Origin of the sequence: Arenimonas sp., assembly GCF_044353605.1 — a bacterium.
Lineage (GTDB): Bacteria > Pseudomonadota > Gammaproteobacteria > Xanthomonadales > Xanthomonadaceae > Arenimonas.
This window is the reverse complement of the sequence record NZ_JBILBO010000004.1, coordinates 85,988-109,503: the sequence shown is the minus strand read 5'-3', so window position 1 is coordinate 109,503 and position 23,516 is coordinate 85,988. Positions and strand designations below refer to the sequence as shown.

The following is a 23,516-nucleotide window of genomic DNA, read 5'->3' as shown; positions in this document are numbered from 1 at the left end:
GTACGAAATTAATGGACTAATGTAAATACTCTAAAAATAACTTTTTTTTAACTATTAATGATAATTTAACTATTCCGTCCCCCTCAGGTTCTTATAAACCGCGGGTACGGGCTTATTATCGATGGCATATGATTCTGCCATGCTGGTTTTGACCTGCCAGGTATTTCCAGCCCATGCGGGCCTCAATCGATAATGCTATGGCAGGCAAACAACTCACGCGGAGGCAACATGATTCGGTTTCCGGGCTCAAACTTCAGGACTCTGGCGGTACTGCTGGCGATGCTTTTACCGATGCATGCACAATCGGCCTGCACCTGGAACGAGCCCGGCCGGATCTGGGACTACACCGGCAGCATCGACGGCAAATACCCGATACGGATGTCGCTGGTATTCGGCGCCGGTGAACTCAACGGCGTGTATGTGTACGCCAGCCAGTTGCGCGATATCCGCATCCGCGGCCAGATCGGCAAAGACGGCAACGTACGGATTGACGAGTACGGCAGTGATGGCCGTATCAGCGCCCGCTTCACCGGCGCCTTCCCGGAACGCGATCCGCAGGGCCGTTACGGCGACAGCGTGCTGGCCTGCGAAGTGCTGGTCGGCATCTGGCAGATGCTGGACGGCAAACGTGCGCCGGTACCCTTTTACCTATCGGCCGAAGGGGCCATTTCCGGCAAGCTCAGCAACCGTTACGGCGCCATCGGCGCGACCAGCAATCAGGCCGTGCACGCCCCGGCGGAACACTTCTGGCGCGCACTCAAGGCCGGAGATCGCAATGCGGTGGCGGCGGAAATCCGTTACCCGATCAAGGTCACGCTGAACGGAAAGATCAAAACCCTGCGTAACGCCGCCGAGCTGTTGGCGGTTTACGATGCGGTGTTCACCCCGGACTACCGCAAGGCCATCGCCGCAGCGATTCCGCGCAATATGTTCGTGCGCGATGAAGGCGCCATGCTCGGCAACGGCCAGGTCTGGTTCGGTGCCAATGGCAAAGTCATCGCCCTCAATAATTTCTGAACCCTGGTGAGTACACTCTCCTTCCGCTGGGCCCGCCTGCACGAACTGACCGCGCTGGAGTGGCACGCCGTGCTGGCCGCACGCGAAGCGGTATTCATCGTCGAACAGAACTGCCCGTATCAGGATGCCGATGCGCTCGATGCGCATTCCTGGCACCTGATCGGCACCTGCGATGGCCAACTCGCCGCTTATCTGCGCGCGGTCGATCCGGGCCGCAAATCAGTGCATGCCGGCACGTTCTATGCCGAACCCTCAATCGGGCGCGTGCTGACCGCGACGGCCTTCCGCGGCAAGGGCTTCGGCCAACAACTGATGCATGAAGGCATCACGGGCTGTGAAAGGTATTTCCCCGGCCAAGGCATCCGCATCAGCGCGCAGTCCTATCTGCTGAACTTCTACCGGGTGCTCGGCTTTGTTGAAGTCGGCGATGAATACGATGAGGACGGTATTCCGCATTTCGAGATGCGGCGCGACTGAGTGCTAATCGGCCAGAAACCAGCCGGTAATCGCCAGCCGGTCGGCGCCGGCCCAGGGCGTCACCAGACTGACCGTGTGCGATTGCGGTACGCGGAACAGTGACAGCGTATTCCAGTACGGCACGAAGCTGTCCACCAACCGATCGGCCTCATCATGGAACTGCAGCAGGCCGCCCCAATCGCTGTCCCAGTTTTTACTGAGATTGATGACGAACGCGCACACCCGGTTCTCGCTGTCTTCGCGGTCCTGGTGTCGGGTGAGGAACTGGCCGGGGCGGTAACGCGTGCCTTGGGCGATGACGCGGTTCACGGTCGGCTCGCCGGTCAGTCGGCGCGCGAACAGCAGAAACTCGGGCGAGTTCAGGAATTCGAGCACCGTATGCAGCGGATTCGGTGCCCAGCCCTCTTTCATGGCGCGCACGATCATGTAGCTGTCGTAGGAAAACTGGAATTCGGTTTTCGCGCGTGTGTAGGCTTTCTGCAGCAGGGCCTGTCGGACGGCTTCATCCATGGCGGCATAGGTCGCGGCATCGATGGTATGCGAATTGCCGCCGGAGCGCTCGGCCAAAGCAAAGGGAATGTCATCACGCAGACAGCTGTGCAGGGCTTCGGCGGCATCGAGCTGCAGAAAATCCGGAATCTGCACGCGCGTATGCTGCACCAGCAGCTGGCGGTAACGGTTCAGATCGATGGCATTGTTGAGCATGGCCTCAGTACCCGGCGGCCTGGCCGTCTTTACGGCTTTCGGTGGCGCCGACGTAACCACCCTCCGGATTGACCTTGATGGCTTGATAGCCGCCGTATGGACCGTCGGCGTAACGCACGCTATGCCCCTTACGCATCAGGGCGCGGATGGTGGTGTAGGCAAATCCGGTTTCCAGATCGACCTCGCCACCATCGGCCATCGCCACGGCCTGACCGGCCGGATCGGTCGAACCCTCATGCTGGATGCGCGGCGCATCACCGGCTTCCTGCAGGTTCATGCCGAAATCAACCAGATTGATCACGATCTGGGCGTGGCCCTGTGGCTGCATGGCGCCACCCATCAGCCCGAAACTAATCCAGGGCTTTCCGTCCTTGGTGATGAAGGCCGGAATGATGGTGTGGAACGGACGCTTGTTGGGCGCGAAGCTGTTGGCATGGCCGGGTTTGAGCACGAACTGCTCGCCGCGGTCCTGGAAAATGAAACCCAGGCCAGGCGGCGCCATGCCGCTGCCCATGCCGCGGTAATTGGATTGGATGAGCGAGACCATCATGCCGTCGGCATCGGCGGTGGTCAGATAGATGGTGTCGCCTTCATTCAGTTCGGGAATGATGCCCGGCTCGGCCGCTTTCATGGCCTTGTCCATCGAAATCAATTTGCCGCGCTCGCGCGCATAGTCCTTGGAGATCAGGCGGGCCACCGGGGTCTTGTAGAAATCCGGATCGGCATAAGACGCGGCACGATCGGCAAACGCCAGTTTCTTGGCCTCGACAAACAGGTGGATGTGTTCGGTGCTGCCGAAGCCGTAAGCTTTCAGATCATACGGCTCGAGCAGATTCAGAATCTGCAACGCAGCGATGCCCTGTCCGTTCGGCGGCAGCTCCCAGACATCGTAACCGCGGTAGTTGGTGCTGACCGGCGCGACCCACTCACCCTGATGCGCAGCCAGGTCTTCATAGCGCAGGAAGCCGTCGTTAGCCTTGAAGTAGGTGTCAATGCTGCGGGCGATGGCCCCCTTGTAGAACGCATCGCGTCCTTCACGGCCGATGATTTCCAGGGTGCTGGCCAGATTCGGATTGCGCCAGCGTTCGCCGGTGCGTGGTGCGCGTTTGCCGTCCACGGTGAATTGTTCGGAGAAACCCGGCCACTTCGACAGGGTTGGCACACTGCGGGCCCAGTAGTAGGCGATGGTTTCATGCACGGGGTGGCCCTCGCGTGCATAGGCGATGGTCGGTGCCAGATTTTGCGCCATGCTACGCTTGCCGAAGCGGGCATGTAATGCGAACCAGGCGTCCACCGTGCCTGGCACGGTCACCGGAAGCGGGCCGTGTGAAGGGATGTCGGTCAGTCCGCGGCGCTGGAACTCGGCCAGGCTGAGCGCTTCCGGCGACCGGCCCGAGCCGTTATAACCGTGAAGCTTCCGGGTTTTCGGATCCCAGACGATGGCGAACAGGTCGCCGCCGATGCCATTGCCGGTCGGCTCCATCAGCCCAAGCGCGGCATTGGCGGCAATGGCGGCGTCCATCGCACTGCCCCCCTCGCGCATGGTCTGCAAGGCAATCTGGGTCGCCAGCGGGTGCGAGGTCGCGGCCATCGCCTTCGGCGCATACACTTCACTGCGCATGGCAAAGCTCGGCCCGGTGATGCGATCGGCGGCATGCAGACCGGAAGCGGCCAGAACACCCAGCAAGCCTAATTTTTGGCACAATGTCATAACGTCTCCGGTGGTGGCCATGGCCCAGATCAATCCGATTTTCAGCGTTCCATACGCCTTCGAGCAACTGCCTGATTGTGACAGTTTAAATCAGGCCCTGCGCGAATTGTTCCTGCGCCGTGAAGCCCAGGGCCCGCGATTCGCCAACCCGAATCCGTACACGCCACGGAACAAGGAGCTGTTCGAAAGCAATTTCGATCTGTTCAATTGGCCGGAGGCCTGCATTGCCGAGCTGCGTGAATTCTGCCTGTCGCGAATCGCGCAGACCGTCGCCGAACTCAACCGCTACGATGCGGCGCGCATGGCCCGCTTGCAAATCGTCACCGACGCTTGGTTTCACGTCACCCGGCGCGGCGGCTTTTTCGGCGTGCACAATCATCCGATGGCGTCCTGGTCGGCGGTGTACTGCGTCAGCGCCGGCGAAAGCGATGCCGATCAGCCCGAGTCGGGCCGGCTGAGCTTCATCAATCCGATGACCCAGATGTATCTAGATGCCGGCAACTCACATTTGGGTTTTCCCTACCAATTCGGCAATTACGCCTTCGACCTCAAGCCGGGCATGCTGGTGATTTTTCCGTCCTGGGTGCAACATCAGGTCATGCCGTTTTATGGTGAGGGTGAGCGCATCACCGTCGCCATGAACTGCACGATGCATTTCAAATGATCGACACCGCGCTGGTCAGCGGCGTCCTGCTGCCGGCTTCGCTGGGCATCATCATGCTCGGCCTGGGTATGACTCTGCATCCGTCCGATTTCGCGCGTATTCTGCGCCAGCCCAAGGCGGTGCTGATCGGTCTTGGCGTGCAGATGCTGCTGCTGACCGCGATCTGCTTCGGTCTGTGTCTGCTGCTGAAGCTGCCGCCGGAACTGGCGGTGGGCATGATGCTGTTGGCGGCGGCACCGGGCGGTGCCAGCGCCAACATCTATTCGCATCTGGCCGGCGGCGATGTGGCGCTGAATATCACCCTGACCGCGGTCAATTCACTGCTGTGTCTGCTCAGCCTGCCGCTGATCGTCGGATTCTCGCTGGCCTATTTCATGGCGGCCGATCAAGCGGTGCCACCGCCCTTCGGAAAAATCATCGAAGTCGGTCTGATCATTCTGGTGCCGGTCGCCATCGGCATGGGCATCCGGCGCACCTGGCCGCAGTTGTCCGACCGCGTCGAGAAACCCCTGCGTCTGTTTTCGGTGCTGCTGCTTGCGCTGTTGGTGGTGCTGACCATGGTGCAGCAATGGCGCTTGCTGGCCGAATATGCGGCGATCATCGGACTGGCCTGCGTGCTGTTCAATGTGCTTTCCCTGCTGATCGGATACGCGGTACCGCTCGCGCTGAAGCTTCCGCGCCGGCAGGCCATCGCGATTGCCATGGAAATCGGCATCCATAACGGGACCCTGGCGCTGTTCATCGCATTCACCGTTCTGGAAAACAGCGTGATGGCGGTTCCCGCGGCGTTTTATTCGATCAGTATGTTCATTACTGCCGGGCTATTTGCGGCCTGGCTCAATCGCCCTGCCCGGGCGGCATGAGCACGGTCTGGCATCTGTATCTGCTGGAATGCCGCACCGGCAAGGGCACCAGCCTGTATGCCGGCATCACCACCAATCTGGACCGGCGTTACGCCGAACACACCGCCGGCACCGGTGCCCGTTACACACGCGCGCATCCGCCGATCCGTCTGTTGGCCTCGCGCGTTTATCCGGACCGCTCCAGTGCCTCCAAAGCCGAAGCGGCGCTGAAGAAGCTGCCGCGGGCCGATAAACCGGTTTTTTTCAGTACGCCTTACAAATCCTGCGGCCGATGACCTGGCCCACCCCTTGGGACCCGATGCTATGACCCACAAAAAAAACCCGCCGCGGCGGGTTTTTTTTATCCGCGTTGTCCCACTCAGTGAATCAAGCCACTCTTGCGTAGGCCGTCGGCGTTGGCCTTCAGGATTTCGCGGATGGCCGCCTGGCTGCTTTGCGGATTGAAGGTCTGGCTCTTCGAAGACCACACCAGCTTGCCGGTGGCGACATCGAACACGCGGGTATCGGCCTGGGCAATCACTTTGTTGGTCTTGGTGATCGACTCGCCTTCGTAGGCCGCTTTCCAACCGTTATCCCAATAGCCATACAGACCGGTGTCGGATTGCTGGCGATAGACATCGGCGGCCTTGTAATCCAACTGCGGGGTCAGGCCGTCGAAGTGCAGTACCAGCACGTAATCGATGGCATTGCGCTTGAGCTGGAAGCGGGTGGCTTCGGAGTCGGTCAGCATTTCACGCTCGGGCAGCACATCCACACCCAAGACCGCGTCTTTCACCAAAGCCGCCATTTCGGTTTCCACTTCGCGGCGCTTGGCGGCGTCTTTATCGCGGAACACCACCAGCACTTTCTTGCCGGGCGTCAGGGTCACCGACGGGTCGGACCAGCTCGATTGCAACTGGGTGCCTTTGGTCGGGCCGGAGGAGGCGCAGGCGGCCAGGGTCAGGGCCGAAGCCAAGAGCAGAATGCCGGAGAGACGCATGGGAAGTTCCTGATTCATGGGGGATTCGGCCCATTATAGCGCCAAGCCCAGCGCAGGCGGCGGCGCTTGGGGCAGAAGCCCGGCGGGCCGTCCTGTTATAATTTAGAGTCTTTATTCACCGGCTCGGCCATGTCTTCGACCTCCCCGCTCTCTCCCGGCATCGACCGGGACTATACCCTCGACCACAAATACAGCCGCCAGCAGGGCCGCATTTACCTGTCCGGCGTGCAGGCGCTGGTGCGCCTGCCGCTGATGCAGCAGATGCGCGACCGCGCCGCCGGGGTCAATAGTGCCGGTTTCATTTCCGGCTACCGTGGCTCGCCGCTGGGCGGCTTCGATCTGGAATTGTGGAAAGCCAAGAAGCATCTGGCCGATTCCAACATCGTGTTCACGCCCGGCTTGAACGAAGACCTGGGCGCGACCATGGTCTGGGGCACGCAGCAAACCAATTTGTTCGAGGGCGCCAAATACGACGGCGTGTTTTCCATGTGGTACGGCAAGGGCCCGGGTGTGGACCGTTGCGGTGACGTGTTCAAGCACGGCAATGCCGCCGGCACCTCGCCGATGGGCGGCGTGCTGGCGCTGGCCGCCGACGACCACGCCTGTCGCAGCTCGACCCTGCCGCACGGTTCGGAACTGGAGTTCGTGTCGGCGATGATGCCGGTGCTGAACCCGGCCGGCGTGCAGGATATTCTCGACATGGGCCTGCTCGGCTGGGCCATGAGTCGCTTCACCGGGCGCTGGGTCGGTTTCAAGACCATCGCCGAAACCGTGGAGTCCTCGGCTTCGGTCAATGTCGACCCGCACCAGCTCGACATCATCATTCCCGAAGATTTTGCGCTGCCCGCCGGCGGTCTGAACATCCGCTGGCCGGATCCGCCGCTGGATCAGGAAATGCGCTTGCACCAATACGCCGTCGCCGCAGCGCAGGCCTTCGCACGCGCCAATAAAATCGACAAAACCGTGTTCGACTCGCCGAAATCGCGCTTGGGCATCGTCACCACCGGCAAATCCTATCTCGATGTGCTGCAGGCCTTGGAATACCTCGGCATCGGTGAGCAGGAAGCGGCCGAGATCGGCATTCGCGTTTACAAAGTGGGCATGACCTGGCCACTGGAGCCGGTCGGCATTCGTGCCTTTGCTGAAGGTCTGGAAGACATCATCGTGGTCGAGGAGAAGCGCAGCTTCATCGAATCGCAGATGAAGGAATACATGTTCAACTGGGACGTGCGCCCGCACGTGGTCGGCAAGTACGACGAAGCCGGCGAGTGGATTCTGCCCAGCACGCACGAACTGACCCCGGCGCGCATTGCCCGGGTCATCGCCAAGCGTCTGGCGCGCTTCTTTCAGTCGGAAACCATCGACAATCGCCTGGCCTTTCTCGCCGCCAAGGAAAAAGAGCTGGCCAAACCGCGCGCCGAATTCCCGCGAGCCGCGCATTACTGCTCGGGCTGCCCGCACAACACTTCGACCACCGTGATCGAAGGTTCGCGTGCACTCGGCGGCATCGGTTGCCATTACATGGTGACCTGGATGGACCGCAACACCGACACCTTCACCCAGATGGGCGGCGAAGGCGTGACCTGGTGTGGCCAGGCGCCGTTCACCGGTGAAAAGCATGTGTTCCAGAATCTGGGTGACGGCACCTATTTCCACTCCGGCTCGCTGGCCATCCGCCAGGCAATTGCCGCGAAGGTGAACATCACCTACAAGATTCTGTACAACGATGCGGTGGCGATGACCGGCGGCCAGCCGGTGGACGGTACCCTGACCGTGCCCGATATCGCGCATCAGGTACGCAGTGAAGGCGTGCAGACCATCGTGGTGCTCAGCGACGACATCGAGAAGTGGTCAAATCCTTCGATTTTCCCGAGCGGCGTGGAGTTCTTCGACCGCACGGAACTGGATACGGTGTCCAAGCGCCTGCGCGATACGCCCGGTACCACCGTGATCATTTACGATCAAACCTGCGCGGCCGAGAAACGTCGCCGGCGCAAGCGCGGCAAGATGCCGGATCCGGCCAAACGTACCGTCATCAACCCGGCGGTGTGCGAAGGCTGCGGCGACTGCGGTGAAAAATCCAACTGCGTGTCGATCCTGCCGCTGGAAACCGAATTCGGCCGCAAGCGAGAGATTGATCAATCGAACTGCAACAAAGATTTCAGTTGCGTCAAAGGTTTCTGTCCGAGCTTTGTCACCGTCACCGGCGGCGGCCTGAAAAAACGCAAGCCGAACGTGCAGATGGATTTCGAGGCGCTGCCCGCGCCGAACTTCCAATCAAATCTGGACCAGCCTTGGAACATCCTGATTACCGGCATCGGCGGTACCGGTGTGGTCACCATCGGCGCCTTGATCGGCATGGCCGCGCATTTGGAAAACAAAGGCGGCAGCGTGCTGGATCAAACCGGTCTGGCGCAGAAAGGTGGCGCAGTCACCACCCACGTGCGCATCGCCAAAACCCCGGACGACATCCACGCCGTGCGCATCGCCGCCGGCGAAGCCGACCTGGTACTGGGTTGCGACATGGTGGTGGTCAATGACTACTGGGCGCTGTCGAAAATCCGTGCCGAGCGCAGCACCGTGGTACTGAACGATTACCAGGCCATGCCCGGCACCTTCACCCGCAACACCGACATGCAGTTCCCGGCCAAAGACATCATCGCCGCGGTGACCACCGCGCTGGACGGCCGCGAACCGCTGCAGGTGGCCGGTACCGAACTGGCGCTGGCGCTGATGGGCGATGCCATCGCCACCAACCTGTTGATGCTCGGCTACGCCTGGCAGAAAGGCTTGGTGCCGCTGTCGTTTGAAGCCCTGATGCGTGCGGTGGAACTCAACGGCGCCGCCGTGGAGATGAATAAAAAAGCCTTCGCTTGGGGCCGCATGGCCGCGTTTAATATGGCCGGCGTGCAAGCCGCGGCCGGCATGGGCGCTTCAGCAAAAGCCGCCGATTTCCTCGGCAATAGCGTCAGCGCCACCGAACTGGCGTTCGTGGGTGAAGGCAAACTCAGCCAGTCGCTGGACGAAACCATGGCGGTGCGCAGCAAGTTCCTCACCGAATACCAGAGCGCCGCTTACGCCAAACAGTACGGCGACTTCGTGGCTTTCGTGCGCAGCGAGGAAGCCAAGCACACGCCGGAATACACCGGCCTGTCGGAAGCGGTGGCCAAATACCTGTTCAAGCTGATGGCCTACAAGGACGAATACGAAGTGGCGCGCCTGTACAGCAGCCCAGCGTTCCTGAAACAAATCGAAGACACCTTCGAGGGCAACATCAAGCTGCATCTGAATCTGGCACCGCCGCTGTTTGCCAAGAAAGATGCCGATGGTCACCTGATCAAGCAGGAATACGGCGCCTGGGCGTTGCCGGCGATCAAAACCCTGCGCCACCTGAAGTTCCTGCGCGGCACCGCGTTTGATGTGTTCGGCAAAACCGAAGAGCGCAAAATGGAACGCGCCCTGATTGAAGACTACCAACGCGACATCAAAACCATCGTGTCGAAACTGTCGGTCAGCAATCACGTGCAGGCGGTGCAGTTCGCGCGTCTGCCGGAGCACATCCGTGGCTTCGGGCATGTGAAAGAGAAGCACGCGGCCAAAGTGAAATCGCAGTGGGCGGAGCTGATGGCGAAGTTTGCCTAAGCAATGTTTAATGTTAGAAATAAAAACGCCTCCGGATGGAGGCGTTTCTTTTTAGAGATAGTGATGCAGGCTTACTTCATACCCACACACTGCAAAAACTCGGCACGGGTACGCGCATCGTCGCGGAAGCTGCCCAGCAGCTTGCTGGTGACCATGCTCACGCCGGTTTTGTGCACGCCGCGGGTGGTCATGCATTCGTGCTTGGCCACAATCACCACACCCACGCCCTTGGGTTTAAGTATGGTCAGGATGCAGTTGGCAATCTGCGCAGTCATCTTTTCCTGCACCTGCAGGCGCTTGGCGTAGGCTTCCACCACCCGCGCCAGCTTGCTGATGCCGACCACGCGGCCATTCGGGATGTAACCCACGTGCGCCACGCCGATGATCGGCGCCATGTGGTGCTCGCAGTGCGATTCAAATTCGATGTCGCGCAGGATGACCATTTCGTCGTAGCCTTCCACTTCCTCGAAGGTGCGCTTCAGGTAATCTTCCGGATGCATTTCATAGCCGCCGAACCATTCCTTGTAGGCCTTGGCCACGCGCTTGGGTGTATCGAGCAGGCCTTCGCGTTCGGGGTTGTCACCGGCCCAGCGCAACAGCAGCTTGATGGCATCTTCGGCCTGAGCCTGACTGACGGCCACCGGCTTGGCGGCGGGCTTGGCGGGGGTCTTCTTGGCGGCCATGATGCCTCCTCGTTTAGATAGGGACATTATGCCCTGAAGGCTGTGAAGGTTTCATCCATGCGGTTTTACGCCAGGCCAAGCCGATGGCGATGGCCAGAAACAGGCTTGCCAACAGGAAGGCCGCGCCCGGAATCTGCATCGGCGCATGATCGCTGATGAACAGGGCAAAGGTATGGGTGAACAGGAACGGCGCGAAGATGCCGGCCAAGCTGGTCATGGATGCCACCGCGCCCTGCAAGCCACCTTGTTCATCGGCATGTACTTGCTTGGTGATGATGGCCTGCAAGGACGGATTGGCCAGGCCCCAAAGCGCCAGAAACGGAATCGCCAGCAAGGACAGCATGCCGGTTTCGGCCAAGCCCTGCCAAGCAAAGCCCAACATGCCGAAGAACAGACCGAACAGCAGTGCTTTGCGTTCGCCGATTTTCGGCACCAGCCGGCGGATCAGGAAGGCCTGCACGAACACATTGCAGATGCCGACCAGACCGAGCACATAGCCGACCTGCTGCTCGCCCCAGCCATAGCGGTAATCGGAATACAGCACGAAGGTGCTGGGCAACACGAAATGCGCGAGTTGGCCGAGGAAGGCCACGGCAATCAAACCCAATACCGCCGGATAACGTTTCAGCACCAGCAATACGCCGATCGGATTGGCGCGCTTCCATTCAAATCGCGGGGTGCGCGATTCCACCGGCAGGGATTCCGGCAACACGAACAGACCGTAAAGAAAATTCAGTGCCGCCAAACCGGACGCGACATAAAACGGCAGGCGCAGGTCGATGCCGCCGAGCAAGCCACCCAAGGCCGGGCCGATGACAAATCCGATGCCGAAGGCCGAACCGAGCAAACCGAACGCCGCCGCACGTTTCTCCGGCGGCGTCACGTCCGCCAAGTAGGCATTGGCGGTGCTGAAGCTGGCCGAAGTCATGGCCGAAATCACCCGGCCGATGAAGAACATGGGAATGCTGGTGGCCAGTGCCATGAAGGTGAAATCCACGGCCAGACCGAAACAGGAAATCAAAATCACCCGACGGCGGCCATAGCAGTCGGACAAGGCGCCGAGCAGCGGCGCGAACACGAATTGAATGAGCGAGAACGCCACGCTGAACCAGCCCGTCATCATCGCGGCCTGGCCGAAATCGTAATCACCGATTGTCTTGATCAAATGCGGCAGCACCGGAATGATCAGGCCGAACGCAAGGATGTCGATCAGCACCGTGAAAAAGATGAAGATCAACGCGGCGCGGCGCGCCGGTTGGGTGACGGTCACGGGATTCCTCAGGGACGTTCGGCGTTGTGTTCGGTATCCGGCTCGTCGGTCAGTACGGTCATGTTCTGCACGCCATCGAGGTTGATCGGCTCATCGGTCAGCAGCAAGGAACTGCCCGGCTGCAAGCTGGAATACAACAGACGCGCAAAGTCGACCGGCACCGCGATGCGGCGGATGGCGGCCGGATCCAGACCGGCGGTGGGGGCAGTACCGCTGGCAGATGCGTTGACGCGCAGCCATTTCAGTTCCATCTCATCCGGCACGATCTGGCTCGGCTCGGTGCCGGCGCCGTCCATCACCACGTAAGCCTGGCTGCCGAACGGTTCGCCACCGACCACACCGATTTTGGAGCGTCCGATTTCGATGCCGTTACGCAATGCAATCACGGTCTGGTTGCGGGTGCTGATCAGCACGGTGACCGGACCGAAGGGCGATTTTTCCGGCTGCCAACGGTAGGCTTCATAAGCTGACAGCGGCTCGACCGGCACCACTTTGCCTTTCTCGTTCACCGACTGCGCGAACATGGTCGGATCGACCACATTCTGCGGACTGGTGACCTTGTCGTTACTGACGATGACGGTCATGCCCAGTTCGGTTTCGGAAAACAGACGCTGCGCAAAACCATCAGGCATGCGCACGCAACCGTGCGAGGCCGGGTAACCGGGCAGATTGCCGCTGTGCAGGGCAATGCCGTCCCAGGTCAGGCGCTGCATATAGGGCATGGCCGCCGGTTTGTTTTTGGAATCCTTGTAGAGATTGGATTTGTGGTCTTTGTTCTTCTGCAGGATGGTGAACACGCCGGTCGGGGTGTCGTGACCTTTCTTGCCGGTACTGACCGTGCTGACCGCCACGCGCACGCCGTTCCGGTACAGATAGGCTTTCTGCTGGGTGATGCTGACCAGCATCAGCATCGGGCCCTGCGGCACGGCTTCGGCATACCAGACCCACTGGCCGGGCTTGAGCGCTTCGCTCGGGGTATTGGCCGGCATCGCCTGCGGCGCAGCCTGCGCGTGCAGGGAAGACAGGGCAAAGGTCAGGGCGGTGGCGAGCAGGATTTTTTTCATGGCGGGCTTCCGGGCGGGATCAGAAAATACGGCAGAACACGGCTTTAAGGTAACGGCTTTCCTTCACGTGCGCCATGTACGGGTGGTCGGCCCCGGCGCCCGAGACTTTCAGGATCTGCGCCCGGCGGCCGGCGAAGAACGCAGCGCGGCGGATCATGTCGAGGAAGTCCTCTTCACTGACCAGACCGGTGCACGAGCAAGTCAATAAAATACCGCCGGGCTTGACCACGCTCATTGCCAGCTTGTTCATGTCATTGTATTTCTTCAGCGCCGAAATCACCTGTTCGCGGTCGCGGGTCAATTTCGCCGGATCCAGAATCACCACATCCCAGGCGTCGCCGCGGGCGGCGGCATCACGCAGATACGGGAACAGATCGGACTGCACGAACTTGACCTTGGCATCATTCAGATACGCGTTCTTGCCGGCAATCTCGAGAATTTCCTCGTCCAGATCGATACCGGTGACCTCACTGGCGCCGCCGCGGGCTTTGGCATAAATGGCGAAGCCGCCGGAGTTGCAGCAGATGTCCAGCACCGTTTTGTCTTTCACCAGCTGCGACAGATATTCGCGGTTATCGCGCTGGTCGGCGAAGAAGCCGGTTTTATGGCCGGAGCCGGGGCTGGCGCGGAATTTCAGGCCGTGTTCGGTAATCACGCTCGGTTCGGGCGCATCGGGCGCGCGGAAGTCGAAGCTTTCCTGCTTCTGCACGTGCTCTTCAGCAAAGCTATAGAAACGGCAACCGGGGAACTGGGTGCGCAAGGCCTCGTAAATCCATTCGCGGTGGCGGAATGCGCCGGCCGAGAAGAACTCGACCACCAGCAAATCGCCGTAGCGGTCGACCACCAGGCCGGACAGGCCATCGCCCTCGGAGTGCACCACCCGCCAGGCATCGGACACCGCATCCAGCTTCAGCACCTCGCGGCGCAGGGCCACGGCCTCGGCGATCTTGCGCTGGAAGAACGCGGCATCAACCGTTTCCTCGTAATCCTCGGTCAGCACCCGCAACGCAATGCGCGAATGGCCGTTATAGAAGCCACGGCCGACCCAATGATTGGTGGCATCGACGATATCGACAATCGTGCCGGGGCGTGGCTTGACCTCGGGCTTTTCCACCATTTTCTGGAAAATCCACGGGTGGGTCGATTTACGCTCGATTTTCAAGCGGACGATGGGTAACTCGGTGCTCTGGTTCATGTTTGTATTGTAAGCGTAAACGCGCAAGATGACTTTTCCGGGCAATCCGGCTATGATGGGCGCCGAAGGGGAGTAGCTCCCGCTATCGCGTCGTCAGCACGGGGCCACCGCCCCCGGTTCGATAGGCAGTTCATCTGCTAGCAAGACCTTCGCAGCACCTCGATACCCTCGGGGTTTTATTCTGTTGCGAATGGAGAGTTTTGCATGATCAGCATTGCCACCCCCACCATGTGGGCGGTTTTCACCCTGTTTGTCATTTTGGCGCTCATCGTCGACCTGTTGGTGCTTAAAGCCAATGGGCCGCATAAGGTCAGCACCAAGGAAGCCCTGATCTGGAGCATGGCCTGGATTGGCTTGGCCTTTATTTTCAACGCCGGCCTGTGGTGGTATCTGAAAGACAGCGGCAGTCCGGATGCCGACCGAATTGCCATGGAGTTTTTGACCGGTTATCTGGTTGAGAAAGCCTTGGCGGTCGATAACATTTTCGTGTTCCTAATGATTTTCACCTACTTCGCGGTGCCGGCACCCTCGCAGCAGCGTGTGCTGATATACGGCGTGTTGGGTGCCATCGTGTTGCGCGCCATCATGATTTTCATCGGCGCCGCCTTGATCCAGCAATTCCATTGGATCCTTTACTTCTTCGGTCTGTTCCTGCTGGCTACCGGCATTAAAATGCTTTGGGCCGCCGGACAAGAGCCGGACATGGAGAAAAACCCGATTCTGCGCTGGATTACCGGTCACCTGCCCTTGACCCGTCATTACCACGGTGAGTCCTTCATCGTGCGCGAAGACGGCATCAAGAAATACACTCCGCTGTTCGTGGTCATGGTCATGGTCGCTTTCACCGACGTGATCTTCGCAGTTGATTCGATTCCGGCCATTTTCGCCATTACCACCGATCCGTTCATCGTGCTGACCTCGAACGTGTTCGCGGTGCTCGGTCTGCGCGCCCTGTATTTCCTGTTGGCCGGCATGGCCGAGAAATTCCACCTGCTGGCCTATGGCTTGGCGATGGTGTTGATGTTCATCGGCGTCAAAATGCTGATTGTGGATTTCTACAAGATTCCGGTCGGCGTCTCGCTGGGCGTGGTGGCGGCACTGATCGCCGCAGCCATGGCCTTCAGTCTGGTGTTCAAACCGAAGGAAAAGAAAAGCGTAGTCGGCGAGGAATACCGGCTCAAGGACGAATAAGTCCGGGAAACGCCTTGAAACGGGGCTTGTGCTTTCGGGCACAGGCCCCATTTCCTATCAATGGACGCCGAAACCCTTTACCAAACCCGCAGCGCCGCCTATCTCGGGCGCGTGAAACAGCAGTTCAACCGCGCACTGACCATCAGTCTGTGCTGGGTTGCGGTGCTACTGGCGGTGTTCCTCATGCAGGACCGGCTGTTCGCCACCCGTCCTCTGGCCATTCAGCCGCAGAAAATCGAAGGGCTGATCGGCGTGCTGACCGCGCCCTTGATGCATGGTTCGTTTGAGCATCTGGCCTCGAACGCCTTCGCCATCCTGATTCTGGGCACGATTGCCGGCAGCCTGTTTCCGCGGGCCAGCCGGGCGGCACTGCCGGTGGTCTGGATCGGTTCCGGTCTGGGCACCTGGTTCATCAGTCTCGGCGGCAACCACATCGGCGCCAGCGGCGTCACCGTTGGTTTGATGTTTTTCCTGATCGCCCAAGGCCTGCGCCGGCGCGACCGGATGTCTTTGACCGGCTTGATGCTGGCGCTGTTCTTCTTCGGCGGCATGGTGCTCTCGGTCTTGCCGCAGGAGGCCGGGGTGTCCTGGGAATACCATCTGTCCGGCGCGATGGTCGGCTTCGTGTGCGGGCTGGCCTTCGCCGGCCGGGACGAGCGGGCCCCGGAGCGTCTGTACAGTTGGGATCTGGAGCCCGAGACGGACGATGCCGACACCGAGCTGCAGCTGGAGAAACCGCAGGACGTGCCGGTGCTCTGGCACCGACCGGACGCCCGCGGCGGGGATAATGTAGTGCCGTTCCGGCGCCCGGATTCTTGATCGGAATCATTCTTTCACACGGCAAGCGGAGTAAAATGCCGGCAAGCACCGGGGAATCCGCCATGACCACACCGCAGCGCATTGAACATCAACAGACCGATAAGGGTTCCGTACCGGTATACACCACGGGCGTGGTTGAACAACCCTGGGACAGCTACAGCGAAACCGATCATGAAGTATGGCGGACATTATTCCGTCGCCAGCAGGCGCAGCTCGGCCAGCAGGCCTGCCGCGAATTTCTGGACGCCACTGCCGCCATGGGCATGAGCGAGGCCGGCATTCCCAAATTCACGGAATTGAATGCGATTCTGCAAGCCACCACCGGCTGGCAGATCATCGGCGTCGAAGGCCTGTTGCCGGAGCTGGATTTCTTCGAGCATCTGGCCAACCGCCGCTTTCCGGTAACCTGGTGGATCCGCCGGCCGGATCAGCTCGATTACCTCTCGGAACCCGATCTGTTCCACGATCTTTACGGCCATGTGCCGCTGTTGATGAATCCGGTGTTCGCCGATTACATGCGTGCCTACGGCCAAGGCGGCCTGCGTGCGCATGGTTTCGGCGCCGAGGCACTCGCGCAACTCACCCGACTGTACTGGTACACGGTCGAATTCGGCCTGATCGACACCGCCGACGGCCTGCGCATTTACGGCGCCGGCATTCTGAGCTCAAAGGGCGAGTGCGACTACAGTCTGAATTCACCGGCGCCGAACCGCATCGGCTTCGACCTGCAGCGCGTGATGCGCACGCGTTACCGCATCGACACCTACCAGAAAACCTATTTCGTGATCGACAGCTTTCAACAGCTATTCGAGGCCACCTTCGCCGATTTCGAACCGGTCTACGGACAACTGCAGGGCCTTGAGGCGATTCCCGCCGGAACCGTGCTTGATAGCGACCGCGCGTTCCACCGCGGCAGCGGCGAAGGCTGGCTGACCGACGGCGATATCTGAGATTCAGCCCCGGAGTAATGTCACCGCGGCCACCACACAGAGCGTCGTCAGCATCGCGGCACCGAAGCGCCAGGCGAAATCCCGGCCGCCGGCATACCAAGCGATTCCGGTTTTGACGCTGCCGCTGACCAGCAACAGACCGAACAGACCCCACTCGGGATGCGGCAGTGCCCCGGATTTGCTGAGCTCGGCCACGCCGACCAAGGCCGCATGCAGTTCGGCGGCGGAGGCAAACAAAGCCAAAGCAACCGCCCATTGCGGACCGAGCACCTCGTTGAGATAAGCCGTCAAAAACAGGATGGCGGCGATGATGGCCACCAGCGCCAGTGCATGCTGTATGCGGAACATGCGTTTCTGCGCCACCGAGGATTCGGTGATGGCTTCATGGCTGTAACGCAGACCGAACACGCTGAGCAACAGCAGCACGGCCATGGCAGCGCCCAGCTCGTAACGGATGGCGTGCAGATAGTCCGGCGCCATGGCCAGCAGGATCGGAATGAACAGGCTCAGCGACGCGACGTTGGCCAGCAGTGCCGCCGCCAAGGCCGGAGACTTCAGTTCTGGCTCGGCGCGCGCGGTGCCGGCGGAACTGAGCGTGGCCGCCGTGGAAGAAACATATCCGGAAAAGAAACCGGCCAAGGGCAGGCCCCAGCGGTTGCCGACCAGACGCAGTGCCACATGGGCAATGGCGCCGACCAGCATTACCAGCACCACCAAACGCCACAACTTGGCCGGATTGAGGACGCCGTAATGATCAATGGCACGGTCGGGCAGCAGCGGCAGAATGATTAAGGCGCTGGCCAGCAGGATGATGCCGTCGTGCACTTCGCGCTCGCTCAGCACTTCCTTGGCGAACCGGTGCAAGGGTGTTTTGGCGTACAGCAGCACCGCTGCCAGCGCGCCCAGCCCGGCCGCCAGTGCGGTCTGGGACACCGCCAGCGAACCCAGCAGGGCCGTCACCATCAATGCGATTTCACCGGTCAGGCCGGCATCCTGCGCGGCCGATCGCCAGTACGCCAGCGACACCAGCACTAACACCAAGCCGAGCAGAACAAGTAACGGGCCGGTGCCCAGACTGGTTGCCAGGACCGCGGCCAGGGCGGTCAGTGCATGCGTGCGCACGCCGGCAAAGGTTTCCAGATGGGTGCGCTCGCGCACCATGCCGATCATCAGGCCGATGCCCAGGGCCGTCATCAGCGCCGGCAGCAGCGGTGTACTGGAAAAAATATCCATGCGACTCCGTTCTGTTTCCCGCCACGCATTACAATACGACAAACCGCATCAGGACTTCGCCCATGAAACCGACCGCCCTGTCGCGCTATCTGATCGAAGCGCAGCACCAAGGCCATATTAACGCGGATCTGCGTCTGTTGTTGGAGGTGGTGGCACGGGCCTGCAAGACCATTTCGACCGCGGTCGGCAAAGGCGCCCTGGGCGACGTGCTCGGCGATGCCGGCTCCGGCAACGTTCAGGGCGAAGCCCAGAAGAAGCTCGATGTGCTCAGCAATGAAATCCTGCTGGAAGCTAATGAATGGGGCGGCCATCTGGCCGGCCTGGCCTCGGAGGAAATGGAACATGCGCATGCCATTCCGAGCAGCTATCCCCGAGGCAACTATCTGCTGCTGTTCGATCCGCTCGACGGCAGTTCCAACATCGACGTCAATGTCTCGGTCGGCACCATCTTCTCGGTACTGCGCTGTCCGGACGGCGTGACCGAACCGCGTGACGAACACTTCCTGCAACCCGGCAGCGCACAGGTCTGCGCCGGCTATACCGTCTACGGCCCAAGCACGATCCTGGTGCTGACCTTCGGCCGCGGCACCCACATGTTCACGCTCGACCGGGAACAGGGCAGCTTCATCCTGACCCGTAGCGATGTGCAGGTACCGGAAGACACCCGCGAATTCGCCATCAATATGTCGAATCAGCGCTTCTGGCAAGCGCCGATGCAGGACTACATCCGCGATCTTCTGGCCGGAAAAGCCGGGCCGCGCGGCAAGGATTTCAACATGCGCTGGATCGCCAGCATGGTTTCGGAAGTGCACCGTATCCTGACCCGCGGCGGTATCTTCATCTATCCCGCGGACAACAAGGATCCGACCAAGCCCGGGCGCCTGCGTTTGATGTATGAAGCCAACCCGATGGGCTTCATCCTCGAACAGGCCGGTGGCGCCTGCAGCACCGGGCGTAGCCGCATGCTCGATGTCCAGCCCGAAGGCCTGCATCAGCGCGTGCCGGTGTTTCTGGGTTCGCGCAACGAAGTGGCTGAAGCGGAACGCTATCACCACGAACACGACCGCGGCCGACCATGACCGAAACCGACTTCATCGGCGTCTACACGGGCCTCATGAGCCCCCAGCGCTGCGCCGAAATCATCCGGCAATTCGACGATAGTCGGCTGGCCGTTCCGGGCCGCGTCGGCGGCGGGGTGATGCCGGAGCTGAAACACAGCCAGGACATTCAACTCAACCAGCACCAGGACTGGCAAGGCGTTGAGCGGGAACTCAACACCGCCATGTTCCGCGCCCTGCTCGCCTATGTGCGCAGCTATCCGTATGTATTGATCGCACCGCTTTTGCTGCAGCGGCAAAGCGCGGACGGCCAACGCGTGCGTTACCAGCACGATGACATCCGCGCCCTCGACGACAAAGCCCTCGGTGATCTGCTGCGGGCGGTGTTCCGGCCAGGACCGGTCAACCTGCAACGCTACGAAGCCGATGAAGGCGGCTATCCGTACTGGCACTGCGAACACTACCCCAAGGATGCCGGTGCCGAAAGCCTGCACCGCGTGTTGCTGTGGACGACTTATCTGAACGCGGATTTCAGCGCCGGTGAAACCGAGTTCTTCCACCAGCAGCGGAAAATCACCCCGGAAACCGGCGCCTTCCTGATCGCACCGGCCGGCTTCAGCCATACCCACCGCGGCAACCGGCCGCAGGGCGGCGCCAAATACATCGCCACCAGCTGGGTCCTGTTCCAGCGCGCCGAAACCATTTACGGAAAGCAGACATGATCGAGGCCGTACTGGGCGGCTGGGCGCACCTGCAGGCGGCATGGCCGAATATTTCACTGGTACTCGGTCTGCTCTGGCTGCTGTATGTGCTGCTGCTCAGCGCCTGGATTCTGCTGCAGAAACACGAACCGATTGCCACGCTGAGCTGGCTGCTGTCGTTGATCCTGCTGCCGTACATCGGCTTCCTGATCTACCACTTCCTCGGTCCGACCCGGATCAAACGGCAGAACCTGAAACGCAGCAAGGCGCGCGCCGGTCTGATGCCCTTGACCGAAGCCAATCTGGCCGACAATGCCGATGCGCTGATGCGCCTGAATGTGGCCGCTTCCGGATTCGCTCCGAGCAGCGCACAGCACGTGGACCTGCTGGAAAACGGTGCCGCCACCTACGCCGCACTCGAACAGGCTTTCGACGCCGCCAATCATCACATCCATCTCGAGTATTACATTTTCGAACCCGATGTCACCGGCACGCGCATCCGCGATGCCCTGATCCGGCAGGCCGTTCGCGGCATCGAAGTGCGTCTGTTGCTCGACCGGATGGGTTCCAAGAATATCAGCGAGCGATTCCTCAAGCCGCTGCGCGATGCCGGTGTGGAAATCGCTTTTTTCCATCCGTTCTATCTGCGCAAACTGTGGCGGCCGCAGATCAACCTCCGCTCGCACCGCAAGATCGTGGTCATCGACGGCATCATCGGCTTTACCGGCGGCATCAACATCACCGACGAGGAAAACGAAAGCCTGCGGACGGATGCCTATGTCGATCTGCATTTCCGCGCCGATGGCGAAATCGCACGCTGGCTGCAGCTGGCATTCGTAGCCGACTGGCTGTATGCCGGTGGCCGCTTCAAAGCCGATGCCCGCTATTTCCTGCCGCCGCCGGCGCAGGCCGGACCGGTCACCGCACAGGTACTGGCGGCCGGTCCGGATACGCCCTGGGAGCCGATTCACCGCGCGCATGTCGAAGCCATCACCGGCGCACGCAAGCGGGTACTGCTGGTCACGCCGTATTTCGTGCCCAGCGAAGCGGCGATGATGGCACTGACTTCGGCCGCACTCAGCGGCGTCGATACCGCGCTGGTGGTACCGCACCAAAGCGACAGCCGCATGGTGACCCTGGCCGCACGCTCCTATTTCGATGTGCTGGCCGAAGCCGGTGTACGTATTTACGAATTCCCGCGCATGCTGCATACCAAAGCCTTGCTGGTCGATGACGGCACGATCATTCTGGGCAGTTCCAATTTTGACCGGCGCAGCTTCCGGCTCAATTTCGAACTGTCGGTGCTTTTCGAAGACGCCGGTCTCGGCGACCGGCTGGCGCGGATTCTTTATGGCTATCTCGGCGAGTCGCGACGCTTCGATCCGAAGGTCCGTCTGTCGCTGGGTGAACGCCTGGCCCAGGCCGGGGCCCGTCTGTTCTCGCCGTTGCTATAATCACAGGCATTACGGAGACCGCCTATGTACATCCTCTATTACCTGCTCAGTGTCGGTGCCATAGCCATGGCCATGTTCGCCGATCTCAGTACCCGCGGCGTCGGCTTTCTGGTGGTGATGGCGCTGGTGTTCCTGTTTCTGGGTTCCTGGAACCTGCTCAGCAGCCGCGTGGAAAGCCAGCGCCGACCCGAGCGCCACATCATCAGCCCGGATGAACTGCGGCGTATGCGTGAACTGGCCGAGCAGGCCAAGGCCCGCAAAGCCGGTGATAACGCCAACAGCGGCCACGAGGCGTGACCACACTCAGCGTCAACGTCAACAAGATCGCGGTGCTGCGCAACTCGCGCGGCGGTGCGGAGCCTTCGGTGCTGAAGGCCGCCGAAACCGCCATCATGGCAGGCGCCCATGGCATCACTGTGCATCCGCGCCCGGACCAGCGCCACATCACGCCAGCCGATGTCGATGCACTGGCGGATTTATGCCGGAGGCATGGCGTGGAATACAACATCGAAGGCAATCCGTTTGCGCCGGCGCGCGGTGATTATCCCGGTCTGATGGCACTGATTGAACGCACCCGTCCGACCCAAGCCACACTGGTTCCCGATGGCGACGGGCAGATCACGTCCGATCACGGATTCGATTTGCGTGCCGACAGCACACGGCTGCAACCGTATGTGCAACAACTGCAGGACTGGGGTGTGCGGGTGTCGATTTTCATGGATGCCGGGACGCCCGATCTGGCGCTGGCCAAAGCGCTCAGCATCGACCGCATCGAACTCTACACCGGTCCCTTTGCCGAAGCCTTTGCAAACGCCGATCCGGCTGCTGCCGCGGCCTGTGCACGGACCGCTGCGGAGGCACAGGCGCTGGGCATCGGCGTCAATGCCGGACACGATTTGAACCAAGCCAATCTGGGCGCGTTTCTCAGCAAGGTTCCGGCGGTGCTCGAAGTATCGATCGGGCATGCCCTGATCGGCGAAGCGCTGTATGACGGACTGGAAACCACGGTCCGCAATTATCTGGCGATCTGCCGCACTTAAAGTACCCGCAATTTCTGCCAGCCCTGCCAGTGGCCATCGGCCAGCACGGTGACCGGCTGCGTGGCGGCGGCCGCTTCCACGCACAGCATACGCTGCCAATCGGCAGCCGGCATATCGCTGTAGCTTGCCGCCAGCTCCGGCCCCGGACACCAGACCACGGTGTCGGCAAATCCGCCTTGGCGGATTTCAAGCGATTCGCCGTTGCCGTAATTGAGGCGAAGCCGCTTCGGTGCTTCGGCGAAGACCCGGTCGACTTCGCCGTTGATGAACAGATTACTCTGCTGGTTCTTATAGCGGCCGTCATCGGCGGCGTCTTGGTATACGTAGCCGTTCAAGCCGTGCAGGGTGCAGGCGGTAACATCCGGCACGCGCAAATAGCTGTGCAGAGCGGCGGTGAATACCAGAGCCTGATCCGATCGGTTATGGAAATCGAGACTGATGCTCAGGCCATCGGCATCCAGCACCAGGGTCTGTACCAGCGAAAACGCATACGGCCATAGCGCTCGCGTATGTTCATCGTCTTCGATGGCGAGGATTAGAGCCGACTCAGTCTGTCCCTGCAGTCGCCAGGGCCGGGTGCGTACCAGGCCGTGTTTGGGCAGGTCGCCACGCCTGGAAAACTGTGGAAAGCAGACCGGCACGCCGCCACGCAAAGCACGCCCCGGAACAATATGCAGCTGCTCTGGCGTGTACAGGCGTTCGATGCCCGCAGGGCATTGCCAGTGCAGTAACTGTCCACCGTATTCGGCAACGTGCAGTTGTCCGAAGCGGTTTTTCAATTGGAAAGTGTGGAGTGTCAT

At 60.8% G+C, this 23,516-nt stretch carries 23 protein-coding genes; 14 read left to right on the top strand and 9 right to left on the bottom strand.

What is annotated here, in order from left to right; translation table 11 throughout:
* The first annotated feature begins 228 nt into the window (after positions 1-228).
* The gene (locus tag ACIQ1A_RS03960) at positions 229-1,017 is read left to right on the top strand and encodes a hypothetical protein (protein WP_395769768.1); all 789 of its coding nucleotides are present in this window, start codon (positions 229-231) and stop codon (positions 1,015-1,017) included.
* A gap of 6 nt (positions 1,018-1,023) precedes the next feature.
* A complete protein-coding gene (locus tag ACIQ1A_RS03955; protein WP_395769767.1) occupies positions 1,024-1,494 on the top strand; it encodes a GNAT family N-acetyltransferase in 471 nt (156 codons plus the stop codon).
* A gap of 3 nt (positions 1,495-1,497) precedes the next feature.
* Here the strand turns inward: ACIQ1A_RS03955 and ACIQ1A_RS03950 are convergent, their stop codons facing one another.
* On the bottom strand, positions 1,498-2,199 hold the full coding sequence (locus ACIQ1A_RS03950) for a 2OG-Fe(II) oxygenase (protein WP_395769766.1): 702 nt from the start codon (positions 2,197-2,199) through the stop codon (positions 1,498-1,500).
* A 4-nt stretch (positions 2,200-2,203) separates the two neighbouring features.
* A complete protein-coding gene (gene ggt, locus ACIQ1A_RS03945) occupies positions 2,204-3,910 on the bottom strand; it encodes a gamma-glutamyltransferase (protein WP_395769765.1) in 1,707 nt (568 codons plus the stop codon).
* A 19-nt stretch (positions 3,911-3,929) separates the two neighbouring features.
* Here ggt and ACIQ1A_RS03940 point away from each other — a divergent pair, with 19 nt between their 5' ends.
* From ACIQ1A_RS03940 to ACIQ1A_RS03930, 3 genes are read left to right on the top strand one after another with little or no spacing between them, the layout of a single operon-like run.
* Positions 3,930-4,574: a putative 2OG-Fe(II) oxygenase gene (locus ACIQ1A_RS03940; protein WP_395769764.1), complete on the top strand. Its 645-nt coding sequence runs from the start codon at positions 3,930-3,932 to the stop codon at positions 4,572-4,574.
* On the top strand, positions 4,571-5,437 hold the full coding sequence (locus tag ACIQ1A_RS03935; RefSeq protein ID WP_395769763.1) for a bile acid:sodium symporter family protein: 867 nt from the start codon (positions 4,571-4,573) through the stop codon (positions 5,435-5,437). Before ACIQ1A_RS03940 ends, ACIQ1A_RS03935 begins: the two co-directional genes overlap by 4 nt.
* Positions 5,434-5,712 carry a GIY-YIG nuclease family protein gene (locus tag ACIQ1A_RS03930; RefSeq protein WP_395769762.1) on the top strand — a complete coding sequence of 93 codons (279 nt, stop codon included), beginning with the start codon at positions 5,434-5,436 and terminating at the stop codon, positions 5,710-5,712. The genes ACIQ1A_RS03935 and ACIQ1A_RS03930 overlap by 4 nt, the downstream gene beginning before the upstream one ends.
* A gap of 83 nt (positions 5,713-5,795) precedes the next feature.
* Here ACIQ1A_RS03930 and ACIQ1A_RS03925 read toward each other — a convergent pair whose 3' ends face one another.
* Positions 5,796-6,434, bottom strand: a complete 639-nt coding sequence (locus ACIQ1A_RS03925; RefSeq protein ID WP_395769761.1) for a hypothetical protein — start codon at positions 6,432-6,434, stop codon at positions 5,796-5,798.
* A 111-nt stretch (positions 6,435-6,545) separates the two neighbouring features.
* On the opposite strand from ACIQ1A_RS03925, the gene ACIQ1A_RS03920 reads away from it, so the two are divergent.
* Entirely contained in the window at positions 6,546-10,058 is a 3,513-nt protein-coding gene (locus ACIQ1A_RS03920; RefSeq protein WP_395769760.1) for an indolepyruvate ferredoxin oxidoreductase family protein, read from the top strand.
* Positions 10,059-10,129: 71 nt separating this feature from the next.
* Here the strand turns inward: ACIQ1A_RS03920 and folE are convergent, their stop codons facing one another.
* Genes folE through ACIQ1A_RS03900 form a run of 4 tightly spaced genes read right to left on the bottom strand, consistent with a single transcriptional unit; the run spans position 10,130 to position 14,270 of the window.
* A complete protein-coding gene (gene folE, locus ACIQ1A_RS03915; RefSeq protein WP_395769759.1) occupies positions 10,130-10,741 on the bottom strand; it encodes a GTP cyclohydrolase I FolE in 612 nt (203 codons plus the stop codon).
* A gap of 13 nt (positions 10,742-10,754) precedes the next feature.
* Positions 10,755-12,011 (bottom strand): TCR/Tet family MFS transporter, encoded by a 1,257-nt coding sequence (locus tag ACIQ1A_RS03910; protein ID WP_395769758.1) that lies wholly within the window; start codon positions 12,009-12,011, stop codon positions 10,755-10,757.
* A gap of 8 nt (positions 12,012-12,019) precedes the next feature.
* Complete coding sequence (locus tag ACIQ1A_RS03905; protein ID WP_395769757.1) at positions 12,020-13,075, bottom strand: L,D-transpeptidase; 1,056 nt, start codon at positions 13,073-13,075, stop codon at positions 12,020-12,022.
* Between the two features lie 19 nt (positions 13,076-13,094).
* The gene (locus ACIQ1A_RS03900) at positions 13,095-14,270 is read right to left on the bottom strand and encodes a class I SAM-dependent rRNA methyltransferase (protein ID WP_395769756.1); all 1,176 of its coding nucleotides are present in this window, start codon (positions 14,268-14,270) and stop codon (positions 13,095-13,097) included.
* A gap of 204 nt (positions 14,271-14,474) precedes the next feature.
* Here ACIQ1A_RS03900 and ACIQ1A_RS03895 point away from each other — a divergent pair, with 204 nt between their 5' ends.
* The 3 genes from ACIQ1A_RS03895 to phhA all read left to right on the top strand — a co-directional run bounded on the left by ACIQ1A_RS03895 (position 14,475) and on the right by phhA (position 17,230).
* Entirely contained in the window at positions 14,475-15,461 is a 987-nt protein-coding gene (locus ACIQ1A_RS03895) for a TerC family protein (RefSeq protein WP_395769755.1), read from the top strand.
* A 60-nt stretch (positions 15,462-15,521) separates the two neighbouring features.
* Positions 15,522-16,280 carry a rhomboid family intramembrane serine protease gene (locus tag ACIQ1A_RS03890; RefSeq protein WP_395769754.1) on the top strand — a complete coding sequence of 253 codons (759 nt, stop codon included), beginning with the start codon at positions 15,522-15,524 and terminating at the stop codon, positions 16,278-16,280.
* A 62-nt stretch (positions 16,281-16,342) separates the two neighbouring features.
* Positions 16,343-17,230, top strand: coding sequence for a phenylalanine 4-monooxygenase (phhA, locus tag ACIQ1A_RS03885; protein ID WP_395769753.1), 888 nt, complete (start codon positions 16,343-16,345; stop codon positions 17,228-17,230).
* Between the two features lie 3 nt (positions 17,231-17,233).
* On the opposite strand, the gene ACIQ1A_RS03880 is transcribed toward phhA, so the two are convergent.
* On the bottom strand, positions 17,234-18,463 hold the full coding sequence (locus ACIQ1A_RS03880) for an MgtC/SapB family protein (protein WP_395769752.1): 1,230 nt from the start codon (positions 18,461-18,463) through the stop codon (positions 17,234-17,236).
* Positions 18,464-18,525: 62 nt separating this feature from the next.
* On the opposite strand from ACIQ1A_RS03880, the gene ACIQ1A_RS03875 reads away from it, so the two are divergent.
* From ACIQ1A_RS03875 to ACIQ1A_RS03855, 5 genes are read left to right on the top strand one after another with little or no spacing between them, the layout of a single operon-like run.
* Positions 18,526-19,542 (top strand): class 1 fructose-bisphosphatase, encoded by a 1,017-nt coding sequence (locus ACIQ1A_RS03875; protein ID WP_395769751.1) that lies wholly within the window; start codon positions 18,526-18,528, stop codon positions 19,540-19,542.
* The gene (locus ACIQ1A_RS03870; protein ID WP_395769750.1) at positions 19,539-20,243 is read left to right on the top strand and encodes a 2OG-Fe(II) oxygenase; all 705 of its coding nucleotides are present in this window, start codon (positions 19,539-19,541) and stop codon (positions 20,241-20,243) included. The genes ACIQ1A_RS03875 and ACIQ1A_RS03870 overlap by 4 nt, the downstream gene beginning before the upstream one ends.
* On the top strand, positions 20,240-21,676 hold the full coding sequence (cls, locus tag ACIQ1A_RS03865) for a cardiolipin synthase (protein ID WP_395769749.1): 1,437 nt from the start codon (positions 20,240-20,242) through the stop codon (positions 21,674-21,676). Before ACIQ1A_RS03870 ends, cls begins: the two co-directional genes overlap by 4 nt.
* A 24-nt stretch (positions 21,677-21,700) precedes the next feature.
* Positions 21,701-21,973 (top strand): hypothetical protein, encoded by a 273-nt coding sequence (locus ACIQ1A_RS03860; protein WP_395769748.1) that lies wholly within the window; start codon positions 21,701-21,703, stop codon positions 21,971-21,973.
* Positions 21,970-22,716 carry a pyridoxine 5'-phosphate synthase gene (locus ACIQ1A_RS03855; protein WP_395769747.1) on the top strand — a complete coding sequence of 249 codons (747 nt, stop codon included), beginning with the start codon at positions 21,970-21,972 and terminating at the stop codon, positions 22,714-22,716. The genes ACIQ1A_RS03860 and ACIQ1A_RS03855 overlap by 4 nt, the downstream gene beginning before the upstream one ends.
* On the opposite strand, the gene ACIQ1A_RS03850 is transcribed toward ACIQ1A_RS03855, so the two are convergent.
* Entirely contained in the window at positions 22,713-23,516 is an 804-nt protein-coding gene (locus ACIQ1A_RS03850; RefSeq protein WP_395769746.1) for a D-hexose-6-phosphate mutarotase, read from the bottom strand. The genes ACIQ1A_RS03855 and ACIQ1A_RS03850 overlap by 4 nt on opposite strands.

Bases quoted from the DNA above. Each gene is read 5' to 3' on its own strand.
- ACIQ1A_RS03960 (WP_395769768.1), top strand. From the start codon at position 229: ATGATTCGGTTTCCGGGCTCAAACTTCAGGACTCTGGCGGTACTGCTG.
- ACIQ1A_RS03950 (WP_395769766.1), bottom strand. From the start codon at position 2,199: ATGCTCAACAATGCCATCGATCTGAACCGTTACCGCCAGCTGCTGGTG.
- ggt (WP_395769765.1), bottom strand. From the start codon at position 3,910: ATGACATTGTGCCAAAAATTAGGCTTGCTGGGTGTTCTGGCCGCTTCC.
- ACIQ1A_RS03940 (WP_395769764.1), top strand. From the start codon at position 3,930: ATGGCCCAGATCAATCCGATTTTCAGCGTTCCATACGCCTTCGAGCAA.
- ACIQ1A_RS03935 (WP_395769763.1), top strand. From the start codon at position 4,571: ATGATCGACACCGCGCTGGTCAGCGGCGTCCTGCTGCCGGCTTCGCTG.
- ACIQ1A_RS03930 (WP_395769762.1), top strand. From the start codon at position 5,434: ATGAGCACGGTCTGGCATCTGTATCTGCTGGAATGCCGCACCGGCAAG.
- ACIQ1A_RS03925 (WP_395769761.1), bottom strand. From the start codon at position 6,434: ATGAATCAGGAACTTCCCATGCGTCTCTCCGGCATTCTGCTCTTGGCT.
- ACIQ1A_RS03920 (WP_395769760.1), top strand. From the start codon at position 6,546: ATGTCTTCGACCTCCCCGCTCTCTCCCGGCATCGACCGGGACTATACC.
- folE (WP_395769759.1), bottom strand. From the start codon at position 10,741: ATGGCCGCCAAGAAGACCCCCGCCAAGCCCGCCGCCAAGCCGGTGGCC.
- ACIQ1A_RS03905 (WP_395769757.1), bottom strand. From the start codon at position 13,075: ATGAAAAAAATCCTGCTCGCCACCGCCCTGACCTTTGCCCTGTCTTCC.
- ACIQ1A_RS03900 (WP_395769756.1), bottom strand. From the start codon at position 14,270: ATGAACCAGAGCACCGAGTTACCCATCGTCCGCTTGAAAATCGAGCGT.
- ACIQ1A_RS03895 (WP_395769755.1), top strand. From the start codon at position 14,475: ATGATCAGCATTGCCACCCCCACCATGTGGGCGGTTTTCACCCTGTTT.
- ACIQ1A_RS03890 (WP_395769754.1), top strand. From the start codon at position 15,522: ATGGACGCCGAAACCCTTTACCAAACCCGCAGCGCCGCCTATCTCGGG.
- phhA (WP_395769753.1), top strand. From the start codon at position 16,343: ATGACCACACCGCAGCGCATTGAACATCAACAGACCGATAAGGGTTCC.
- ACIQ1A_RS03880 (WP_395769752.1), bottom strand. From the start codon at position 18,463: ATGGATATTTTTTCCAGTACACCGCTGCTGCCGGCGCTGATGACGGCC.
- ACIQ1A_RS03875 (WP_395769751.1), top strand. From the start codon at position 18,526: ATGAAACCGACCGCCCTGTCGCGCTATCTGATCGAAGCGCAGCACCAA.
- ACIQ1A_RS03870 (WP_395769750.1), top strand. From the start codon at position 19,539: ATGACCGAAACCGACTTCATCGGCGTCTACACGGGCCTCATGAGCCCC.
- cls (WP_395769749.1), top strand. From the start codon at position 20,240: ATGATCGAGGCCGTACTGGGCGGCTGGGCGCACCTGCAGGCGGCATGG.
- ACIQ1A_RS03860 (WP_395769748.1), top strand. From the start codon at position 21,701: ATGTACATCCTCTATTACCTGCTCAGTGTCGGTGCCATAGCCATGGCC.
- ACIQ1A_RS03850 (WP_395769746.1), bottom strand. From the start codon at position 23,516: ATGACACTCCACACTTTCCAATTGAAAAACCGCTTCGGACAACTGCAC.